6 protein-coding genes and 3 pseudogenes are annotated in these 10,434 nt (G+C 70.5%); 7 read left to right on the top strand and 2 right to left on the bottom strand.

The genetic code is table 11. The annotated features are described in order from the left end of the window. Positions 1–224, top strand: a pseudogene (locus tag AC2CHE_RS25735) (nucleotidyl transferase AbiEii/AbiGii toxin family protein); the annotation flags it as partial. Positions 225–947: 723 nt separating this feature from the next. Here the strand turns inward: AC2CHE_RS25735 and AC2CHE_RS25730 are convergent. Beyond that, entirely contained in the window at positions 948–1,796 is an 849-nt protein-coding gene (locus AC2CHE_RS25730) for an ISAs1 family transposase (protein ID WP_484507421.1), read from the bottom strand. A 907-nt stretch (positions 1,797–2,703) separates the two neighbouring features. Between AC2CHE_RS25730 and AC2CHE_RS25725 the strand changes: the two genes are divergently transcribed. After that, the gene (locus AC2CHE_RS25725; protein ID WP_484507420.1) at positions 2,704–3,354 is read left to right on the top strand and encodes a L,D-transpeptidase family protein; all 651 of its coding nucleotides are present in this window, start codon (positions 2,704–2,706) and stop codon (positions 3,352–3,354) included. A 10-nt stretch (positions 3,355–3,364) separates the two neighbouring features. Here the strand turns inward: AC2CHE_RS25725 and AC2CHE_RS25720 are convergent, their stop codons facing one another. Continuing rightward, positions 3,365–3,517: a hypothetical protein gene (locus tag AC2CHE_RS25720; protein WP_484507419.1), complete on the bottom strand. Its 153-nt coding sequence runs from the start codon at positions 3,515–3,517 to the stop codon at positions 3,365–3,367. Positions 3,518–3,655: 138 nt separating this feature from the next. On the opposite strand from AC2CHE_RS25720, the pseudogene AC2CHE_RS25715 reads away from it, so the two are divergent. From AC2CHE_RS25715 to AC2CHE_RS25695, 5 genes and pseudogenes are all read left to right on the top strand, one after another. Beyond that, a pseudogene (locus AC2CHE_RS25715) lies at positions 3,656–4,942 on the top strand (ISL3 family transposase); the annotation flags it as partial. 430 nt (positions 4,943–5,372) lie between these two features. Continuing rightward, positions 5,373–6,161, top strand: a complete 789-nt coding sequence (locus AC2CHE_RS25710; protein ID WP_484507422.1) for a CoA transferase — start codon at positions 5,373–5,375, stop codon at positions 6,159–6,161. Between the two features lie 23 nt (positions 6,162–6,184). Next, the gene (locus AC2CHE_RS25705) at positions 6,185–7,753 is read left to right on the top strand and encodes a TIGR02677 family protein (RefSeq protein WP_484507418.1); all 1,569 of its coding nucleotides are present in this window, start codon (positions 6,185–6,187) and stop codon (positions 7,751–7,753) included. Further along, entirely contained in the window at positions 7,750–9,141 is a 1,392-nt protein-coding gene (locus tag AC2CHE_RS25700) for a DUF2398 family protein (protein WP_484507417.1), read from the top strand. Before AC2CHE_RS25705 ends, AC2CHE_RS25700 begins: the two co-directional genes overlap by 4 nt. Positions 9,142–9,152: 11 nt before the next feature. Next, positions 9,153–10,434: pseudogene (locus AC2CHE_RS25695) on the top strand (TIGR02680 family protein); the annotation flags it as partial.

Here is a 10,434-nt window from a genome sequence, read left to right as displayed (position 1 = left end):
CCACCATCCGATCCGGCCGCTACACCCGCGACGCCCTGATCGCCCTCGCGCGCCGCGCCGACCGCGGCTTCGACCCGCGCATCTTCGCCGACGCCCTCGGACAAGCCACCCACCTCGACCCTGACGACTTCGCCCAGTACGGCGTCACCGGCGCAGCGCTGGATGATCTCCGTGGCCGATTCGCCGAATGGCGCCACGAACTACTCGACGACGAGGAAGGATGACTCAGCCCCGGCTCGCGGCTACGTCAAGCCGGTACCCACAGGGCCCACAACGTTCCAGCTGATCTTCGGCACGCGATCGCAGCGAGCCCGCGAAGCGACCGGCACCCGACGGAGACGATAGAAAGGTCGCAGGTCATCGGCCTGCGGACACCGATGGACCGTCGTCTTAGGAGCACACGAACCGCGGTTTGCGACCGGCGGTCGGCCGCGGTGACCCGCGTTGGCACCGGTTGACCCCGGTTGGCATCCGCTGGCGAGCACACAAGGCGCACATCATCGAAGATGAACAAATATGCCCGCGTACCTACAGGCGGTGCCGCCCCGCAGAACGAGGGAGGGGTCGCCCGCGCCCGCCAGGTCCGACCCGAGGAGGACGGGCTGCCATCGGGACTGACCCGCGATGGCCGAGGGCCCGCGGTCAGCCTCCGACGGTGGCTACTCTCGCCACTTCTCGGCTGGCCGGCAGCCGTTGGTTCGGTCATCACCACCCGACGCAGGGCTATTGCGTTCTGGGGTAACTGCCGGTCACGGCGGTGATGAGGTCGTGTGATCGGCGGTCAGCGCGTCGGTTGGCGCGGGCGATGTTGGTTTCGCCGTGGATGCGGTGCCAGCCGATCGCGGTGTTACGCAGGGTGGCCATGACGGCGGGGCCGGTTCCGGTGCGGGCCTGGTGAAGATCTTCACGGAAAGTTACGTCTCGCACGTTGTGGACCTGGTTTTCGATCAGCCATTCCGCTCTTGCCCACTTCTGCAGGTCAGCTGGCTGGGCGTCGGCGGCGGGCAGGGACGTGACCAGGTAGACGGTCTCGCGACTGGTCTTGCCGCCGGTGGTGCGGGTGCGGATGATCCGGATGGCCTGCTGGGCGTGCGAGAACGCGATCCCGCCCGGGGTGTGCAGGGTGACGGCTTTGACGGTGGGGTCTCTTTGCGTCCGTGGCCATGGTCGCGGGTGCGGTCGCCGACCGGGATCTGCGCCCAGGGAACGGCTTTGAGCTGGGCGAACAGGGTGGGCTGGTTGCCCTTGGCCTGTAGTAACAGGTGGGCTCCGCGGCTGGTGATCTGCTCGGCGTGGCGGGTCTGGGTGTGCAGGGCGTCGGCGACGAACAGGACATCGGTCGGGCTGCCGAGCACGGCCTCCACGGCGTCGAGCAGTGGGGTGAAGGCGGGGATTTCGTTGCTCTTCGTGTCGACGGTGACCTGGGCCAGGACGATGCCGGTGCTCGTGTCCAGCGCGGACAGCAGATGCGTCTGGCGGCTGTCGGGCAGGCGGGCGCCCCTGAGTGTCTTGCCGTCCACGGCGATCACGGTCTGGCAGCGGCGCGGCCGGGTGGTCACCGGTGGTGTCCGGGTCCGTAGCCAGCCGGCCAGGACGCTGCTGATCAGGGTTGCGTCGAGGCGGGTCAGCAGCCGCCATACCGTGGTGCCGGCGGGCGCGCCGCGGGTGAACCCGAGCCGCTGCCGGTCCGCCTCGTCCAGGTCGTACAGCCAGTCGGTGATCGCGGCGAACGAGGTGGCACCGGCCAGGACCGCGCAGACCGCGACAGCCAGCAACGCAGCGAGGGGGTACCGCACGCCGTGAGGGTTACGCGGGTCTGGGATCACGCTGACAGCGTCCAGGAGCCCACGATGTTCACCGTCGGTGATCGGCTCTGGTGGCGTGTCGGCACCGAGGGTTGTCACGGTCAGTACGGAGATCAGGGATGATGCCATCGGCGAGTGGAGTCCTCGGTGTCGTGAAGTCCTAGAGAAACTCCATGATCACTTTGAGGGCTTCGCCCGCTTCATCCGCCTCCATACAGGCCGGTAACCCCCCGCAATCCCAGCTCACAGGCTCGCCGAGTGAGAACGCAACGGCCCTGCCCGTTGCCGGTCCGGGCTTGGTGGGCGTCTTCACGTAGCGTCACGTCCCGCACGTAGTGCACCCTGTTTTCGATCTGCCATTCCGCCCGCGCCCAGGTACCCAGATCGACCGGCCGGGCCTGGCCGGCGGGCAGTGACATCGTTACGTCGACACGCCGTCGCACTGTATTGACAATCAACACCCTTATTGTCTGTCGCGATGCGTCGTTGTGCCGGATGGTCCTGTTTAGCATGGGTGCGCTGCTCCATGCGTCGGTGGCGGAGATCATGAACCAGTGGAGTCGGTGGCGGAGATCATGAACCAGTGGATGGAGCAGGAATGCGAACATCGTTCAGGCGGGCTGTTTGCGGTGCCATCGCGGCGGCGCTGCTCGGCGGCCTCGGGCTGACCTCCTGTGCAGATCCGGGCCGGAACGGCACGGTAGGCACCGGGTCGGCTCCGGTCGATACCTCGGTGACCGCCCCCCCGGGGCCGACTGACTCCTCAGATCCTTCCGCATCGCCGTCGGCGAGTCTGTCCCCATCAGCGAGCCGGTCCCCGTCGCCTTCGGCGAGCCGGTCCCCGTCGCCTTCGGCGAGCCGATCCACGAAACCTTCGCTGAGCCGGTCGCCGTCGCACGTGCCGACCAGCAGGGCTGCGACGCCGGCTGCGGCGAGCAACATCGCCTCCCGGCTGCGCAGCATTCCGGCCAGCACTAGCCAGCTCATCGTCGTGCACAGCAGCGGCTACGGTACGAGCTTCGCGTCCTTCGAGACGTTCGAAAAGGTCAACGGCGTGTGGCGGGCCAAGTTCGGGGTGATGAGCGCACGGATCGGCACCAAGGGATTCAGCGACAGCCATGTGGAGGGCGTCGCCACGACACCCACGGGCGTCTACGGCATCGGCTCCACCATGTACGGCGCACTCGCCAACCCGGGCGTCAGGTACAGCTACCACCGCCTGGTCGTGAACGATTACTGGGACGAGAATCCCAGCTCGCCCACGTACAACAGCTTCGTGCACGGCACGAACCCGGGCGGCAACAGTGAGGCGCTGTGGCAGATCGTGCCGCAGTACAACTACTTCGCCGTCATCAACTACAACATCCCAGTAAGGGCAGCCACTCCAGCCCGCGGCAGCGGCATCTTCCTGCACGTCATGGGGAATGGCGGTACCGCTGGCTGTGTCTCGTTGACACAGTCCAACCTGCTCCAGGTTCTGAAGTGGTTGAGTCCGGCCGCCTCTCCACGCATCGTGATGGCGCCCAGAGAGAACCTCGGCCGCTACTGAAGACCGCTGCTCAGGTGGTGAGTTTGAGATGGCGCTTGCGGACCATGACCGCGTTCGGGAACCGCGCCGCGAGCCGGTCGGCTGCGGCTTGGCCACGGTGTGAGGAGCCGTTGTCGACCACCCAGAACACTCGCTTCGCCGACGCGTAGGGCTCTTTAGTCATGACGGCTCACCGAAGTTGAGGGGGGGTCGGCTGAGGCCGTCGCTCCGTCCAGGGTGGACCCTGGTGTGAGGATGCCCGTGGCTCCTGGTGATCATCTTGTTGTCGAAGCAAGCTGATCACAACAGAAGAGCCACGGGCATGGTTGAGGATACGACTCGGCTGTTGGGTCTCGCCGGTCTGGCCGTCGTCGAGGTCGCGGACGGGGCGGACGGTTTGGTGGTGGACCTGGTCACCGCGGATGAGCGGGCACGGCGGTGCCCAGAGTGCGCAACGCTGGCGCGCAGGTCGAAGGGCCGACGGGTGACCCGCCCGCGTGACCTGCCGGTGGGTGGGCGGTGGCCAGCGCTGCGGTGGTGCAAGCGTCGTTGGCGCTGTGATGAGCCCGGTTGTCGGCGTGGGTCGTTCACCGAGGCGGTAGAGGCTGTACCGGCTCGCAATAGGTTGACCGCGCGGTTGCGGGCGGCGTCCGGCGCTGCGGTCGCTGACGATGGACGCACTGTCGTGCAGGCGGCCCGGAATCATGACCTGTCGTGGCCGGTCGTCGCCGCCGCGTTCGCCGCGCATGCCGCTACGGTGTTGCCCGTCCAGCCGCAGCCTGTCGAGGTGTTGGACATCGACGAGATCCGCCGGGGCAGGCCAAAGTTCGTCCTCGACGAGGCCACCGGCGCCTGGCAGAGCACCGTCGACCGCTGGCACGTCGGGTTTGTGGATCTGTCGGGCGGGCAGGGACTGCTCGGGCAGGTCGAGGGCCGCACCGCCCAGGTCGTGGCCGACTGGCTCTTGGCACGCCCGCCGACGTGGCGTGATCAGGTCCGCTACGTCGCGATCGACATGTGCACGATCTTCAAATCCGCCATCCAGCGGGTCCTGCCGCACGCCCAACTCGTCGTCGACCACTTCCACCTCGTGCAGTTGGCCAACGCCACCATCACCGAGGTCCGCCGCCGGGTCACCGTGCAGCAACGGGGCCGACGCGGCCGCAAAGGCAACCGCGAGTGGGAACTCCGCAACCGGCTGACCCGCTCCGCCGCCCGCATGCGCGCCGAGCACGTCGACGACCTGCAAGCCGAACTGGCCGCGCTGCCGACACGCATCGGGGCGCCGATCCTGGCCGCCTGCAACGCCAAGGAAGACCTGCTCGACCTGCTCGCGCTGGCCCGCGTCAACCCCAGTCGCGAACGCGTCGCCGAGCTGCTCTACCGCTTCTACCGCCGCTGCGCCCACGCCGACCTGCCCGAACTCACCCGCCTGGCAACCACCGTGCACACCTGGTGGCCCCAGATCCTCGCCTTCCTCCACACCGGCATCACCAACTCCGGCTCCGAAGGCACCAACCGAGTGATCAAAACCGTCGCCCGCGACGCCTACAGCTTCCGCAACCCCGCCAACCAGCGACTACGCACCCGCTGCGCCACCACCCGACGCCCCCCCCGCGTGACGCAGGATCTGCAGGCCGACGGGTGGCAGGTGTCGGTCAACACCGACGCGGCGCGGATGGCCGCGCTCGGCCTGGCCGGACGCACCCCGCGTCGCCGGCGCAGGCTCACCCGGCAGGGCAGACGGCCGGTGGCGCCGGATCGGGTCCGGCGGCAGTTCACGGCTGTCGCGCCGGACGTGTTGCGGTGCGGCGACATCACCGAGGTCGTCATCGACGAGGGCAAGCTCTACCTCGCCGCGTTGATCGACCTGTACTCCCGCCGGCTGCTCGGCTACGCCATGTCCGCCCACCACGACGCCGAGCCGACTTCGGCGCCACGGTCGTCAAGATCGAAAACCCGCACGGCCTCGACAACCTCCGCAAGTCGGCAGAACTCGATCCGCGCGATGACCTGGCCCTGTTCTTCAACTCCACGACCTGGGCAAACTCGGCACCACCATCTACCTGAAGTCCGCGGAAGGCCGCGAGCAGTTCCTCAAGCTGGTGGAACGAGCCGACGTGGTCGTCGAGAACCTGCGTCCAGGTGTGCTCGAGCGGCTCGGGCTCGGACCGGACGTCCTCTTCTCCGTGCGGCCGGAACTGGTGCTGACCAGGATCAGTGCGTTCGGCCAGACCGGCCCCTACGCAGGCCGCCCCAGTTTCGCCACCCTCGCGGAGGCGATGTCCGGTTTCACCTACCTCAATGGCGAGCCGGACGCCCCGCCGCTGCCCCCACCGGTCGCGGTGACCGACAAGGTGACCTCGCTGGCCATCATGGGGCCGGCCATCCCGGCCGCGGCGCTGCTCGACAAGAACCACGAACGGTTCGGATCGAGTGCCTCGTTCTCGGTCCTTCGTGACATCTGGCGCACCGGCGACGGCAGGTGGGTCGCCATCTCGGGGTCGAGCAACGGCGTCGCGCTGCGGATCATGGACCTCATCGGGCTCGGCGACGACCCGGGCTTCCGGACGAACTCCGGCCGGGTGGCGAACCGCGAGGAGGTCGACGCCGCGATCGCCGCCTGGACGGGCGCCCGGCCGCTCGCCGAGGTACTGCGGGCGATGGATGACCCTCCAACCACTTCTCGGCAGGACGGCAGTTGCTGGTCGGCTTGCCGTAGATCCGCTTCCCGTTCGGGCTGCGACCACGACCACAGGACAGGCTGCCACCGATCCCCTGCGCGCCCGGCCGCCGTGGTGGCTCGCCTGGGTAGGGTGGTGGGCTGACCGCGTCCGGTGGGAGGTAGATGATGACGGCGCAGCCAACTCGACCGACGTTCGGGCTGGACGACTTCGGGTTGGACGACCGGATGCGGCTGTTCGGTTACGTGACGGCGGAGAACCGGTTCGCCTACCTGTGGCTGCTGCGGGCGTTCGACTCGGCACGGTCCAGCTACCACGTGGTGCTGCACACCTCCGACGTGGCCGCCGCGCTGGCGGCGTTGCACGAGGTGGACGCCGACTGCCCGGATCCGGCCGGGTTGGAGTTGCCGCGGCTGCTCGACGCCCTGGTGGAGTGGGGGGTGCTCGACCGGGGGCAGGACGGTTCGCGGGCCACGACGCTGGCGGAGTACCGCAACCGGCACTCGGTGTATCAGTTCACCGAGGCCGGCTACCGGGCCCACCGGGCGGTGGAGGCGGTGTTGTCGGCGAGCATGGACGACTCGACGTTGTCCCGGCTGGTCTTTGCCGACCTGCTGGCGGACCTCAACGCGCTCGCCGCAGCCAACGAGGCGGGGGACGCGGAGGAGGTCTACCGCAAGTTCAACCGGCTGGACCGGGCGTTGGCCGACATCGCCGAGCGGGCTGCCCGCTTCTACCACATGCTAGGCGATCTGGGACGGACCAACGACGTACGGCCGGAGGTGTTCCTCGCCCACAAGGACGCCCTGCTGGCTCACCTACGCGACTTCCACGACGAATTGCAGCGGTACACGCCCCGGTTGCGCGCGGCGGTGTACGAGGTCGAGGCGACCGGGCTGGACCGGCTGATCGAGGCCGCCGCCGAGGCCGACGAGCGACTGTTCCACACCCCGGTGCAGCGGCTGGAGGACTGGCGGCGGCGCTGGGCGGGGCTGCGGTCATGGTTGGCGCCGCCGGGCCCGGAACAGCCCAGCGAGGCGGACCGATTGTCGGACGCCACCATCGCCGCGATCGGTGACGTTCTGGCTCTGTTGCGCCGGGTCACCGAGGCGCGACGCGGCGGGGTCAGCCGGGAGTCGCAGTTGCGGCACCTGGCTGCGTGGTTCACCCACACCGGCACCCAGGAGGCCGCGCACGCCCTGTTCGACGTGGTGTTCGGCCTCGGCGCTCCGCGCCACGCCGGGGTGGCGCACCCGGATCCGGAGGCGATCGCCGGCCGGTTGTCGTGGTGGGAGGCGCCGCCGGTGGAGCTGTCCCGCACCCTGGTGACCACCGGCCGGGCACCGGGGCAGGGTCGGGGACGGCCGGCCCGGCTGGACCGGGTCGACGACCGGCGGCACCGGCTGCGCGGCGACCAGCTCGCCCGGGAGCGCCGGTTGGCCGACGCGGCGACGGCGCTGGCCGCCGAGGGCGTGGACGGTCACCAGTTGGACGGATCGCAGACCCAGGTCCTGCTGCGCCTGCTCGACATCGCACTGGCGGCCCGGGTGGGTGGCCGAACCGGGGTGCCGCTGGCAGCCGCCGCGCACGGCGTGCGGCTGACCCTCACCCCGACGCCGGGTCGGTTCACCACGGTGCGCACCGCAGAGGGCCAGCTGCATCTGGACGGGTACACGCTGACGGTCACCGCCGCGCAGCACACCGCGGTCCGCCGTCCCGAGCTGGTGCCGGCGTGACCGCGGAGGCGGGGGTGCCGCGGCCGGCGGCGCATCGGTTCGCCATCGATGTCCCGGAGTTGGAGTTGGCGGATTACCAGCGGGCGGTCCGGCTGATTCTGCGCCATCCCCTGATCACGGCGACCTGGCCCGACGAGCGGGCGCTGCCCCGGGTGCGGCGGTTCGCCGCCACTCTGCGCCGGGATCTCGCCGAGGCGTTCGGATATCGACTGGAGCTACACGGTGCGACGGCCCGGCTGGTACGGGCGAAGGACCGGCTCGACGGCACCCAGCCGGCGGTGTCGCGCACCGGGCGGCCGTTCGACCGGCAGCGCTACGCGTACCTGTCGTTGTGCCTGGCGGTGCTGGGCCGCGCCGGGATCCAGATCACCCTCAGCGAGTTGGCCGACTCGGTGGCCGGCGACGCGAACCGGATCACCGGCCTGGGGTTGGATCCGGACCATGGCCCGGACCGGCGAGCGTTCGTGGACGCGGTCGGCTGGCTGGATGAGCGGGGTGTGCTGCGGCTGGCCGACGGCTCCAGCGCCGCCTGGGCCAGTGACCCGGGGGCCGGGGAAGCACTGTACGACGTGGCACGGGACGTGGTGTTCGCGCTGTTCCGCCCGACCCGGGTGCTGCAGCACGTCGATTCGGTGTCGGTGCTGCTAGACCGGGCGATGAGCAGCAGCGGCAACGCCGAGCGCCGGCAGGCGGCCCAGGCGGCCCGGCGGGCGGTGGTGGAGTCACCGGTCGTCTACCACGCCGACGTCGAGCCGGCGGTCGCCAACCATCTGCGCGGCTCCGCGCTCGCCGCCGACCTGGCCCGGCTGACCGGGCTGCGGGTGGAACGGCGGGCCGAGGGTGTGCTGCTGGTGGACACCGCCGGGTTCACCGCGGAGCGGTTCCCGGGCACCGGCTCGGTGGCGCAGGCCGCGGTGCTGCTGGCGGTGGAGATGGCCGTCCGGATCGCGGATCCCGACGGCCGCCGGGTCAAACGGCTCCCCCCGCCCGACGGGCACGCCCGGCAGCAGGCGCTGGCGAGCCACATCGACACCGGCCTGCCCACGGCCACCCTGGTACGCCTCGACGACGCCGCTCCGGACGAGCCGTGGACCGCCGAGGACCGGGGTGACCACGACGAGGCCGACGGTGCCGGCCGGTTGCCGTTCATCACCGACAGCTTCCTGCGTACCGCCGTCGGGGAGATCCTCCAGCGGTACGGGACCGCGTTCGGGGCCCAGTGGCACGCCGACCCGGACCGGCTACGCGTCGAGGCGGTCGCGCTGCTGGAACGGTTCGGCGCGGTCACCGCCGTGCCGGGCGGGGTGCTCGTCCGGCCGCTGGTGGGTCGGTACCGCCACACCGTCGCCACGGTCAAGCCCCGCGCCACCACCGAAACCCTGTTCTGAGGAAGTCGATCGTGATCGAGCAACGCGCCGTCCGCCGGTTCGCGCCCACCCGGGCCGGGATCATCAACCTGTGGGACTACCGGGACGAGGAGTTCAGCTTCGTCGACGGGTGGCTGGTGCTGCGCGGGCCCAACGGATCCGGCAAGACCAAGGCGCTGGAGGTGCTGTTCCCGTTCGTCCTCGACGGGCGGATCGAACCGCGCCGGCTCAATCCGTTCGCCAGCGAGGACCGGACGATGAAGTCGAACCTGCTCTACCGGGGGCAGGAGGTCACCCACGCGTACGTGTGGATGGAGTTCGGCGACGGCGAGCAGTACGTGACCGTCGGCATCGGGTTGCGGGCGCACCGGCACGTCGACCGGGTCACCCGCTGGCACTTCGTGGTCGACGGCCGGATCGGGGTGGACTTCTCCCTTCTGGACGCCGACGACCGGCCGCTGACCCGCCGCGACCTGATCGACCGACTGGGCACCGAGGCGGTGCGGGACTCCGCGGAGGACTACCGCCAGCTCGTCGACGCCCGGCTGTTCGGCCTCGGCCCGGCCCGCTACGAGCAACTGCTGGACCTGGTGCTGACCCTGCGCAAGCCACAACTGGCCAAGGACCTCAACCCGGTCGAGCTGTCCCGCACGCTGCAACGGGGGCTGCGCCCCGTCGAGGACCACCTGCTGGTGGAGGCCGCCCGCTCGTTCGACGACATGGAGGCGGTCGCCCGTACCCTCGAAGGACTGGTGGCGGCGGACGCGGCGACGGCCGCGTTCCTGACGGTCTACTCCACCTATCTGCGGACCCACGCGCGGGCCGCCGCCGACGCCCTGACCGCCCGCCGCGACGCGGTCACCACGCGGTCCAACGCACTCGACGACTCCCGTCACGCGGCCGGCGCGGCGGCCGAGGAGGAGTCCGCGGCGGGTGAGCGGCTGCGGGCCGTGGAGGGCGAGCCCGGACGGCTCCGCGCCCACCTGGACAGCCTGAAGGCCTCGGCGGCCTACCAGTCCCACGAGCAGCTCGCCGACCTGCAACGGCACGTGCACGACCTGGCCGAGGCGGCCGGGCGGGCCGACGAGGCGGTCGTCGCCGAGGAGAGCGCTGTGGCGCGGCGGCGTACCGAATCAGAACGGGCGACGGTCGCGGCCCGGGACACGCGGACGGCGGCCGACCGGCTCGCCGCCGATCTCCTGCTCGACGCCGAGGCGGCCGGGATAACCTGGAGCGCCGACGACGCCGCCCCGGACGACCTGCCCGCCCGGATCACCGCGCGGGCCGCCGCCCGCCGCGACGACGTGCGCGCCG

Source organism: Micromonospora sp. ATLC16 (assembly GCF_057196645.1).
This window is presented reverse-complemented; position numbering and strand designations above follow the sequence as displayed.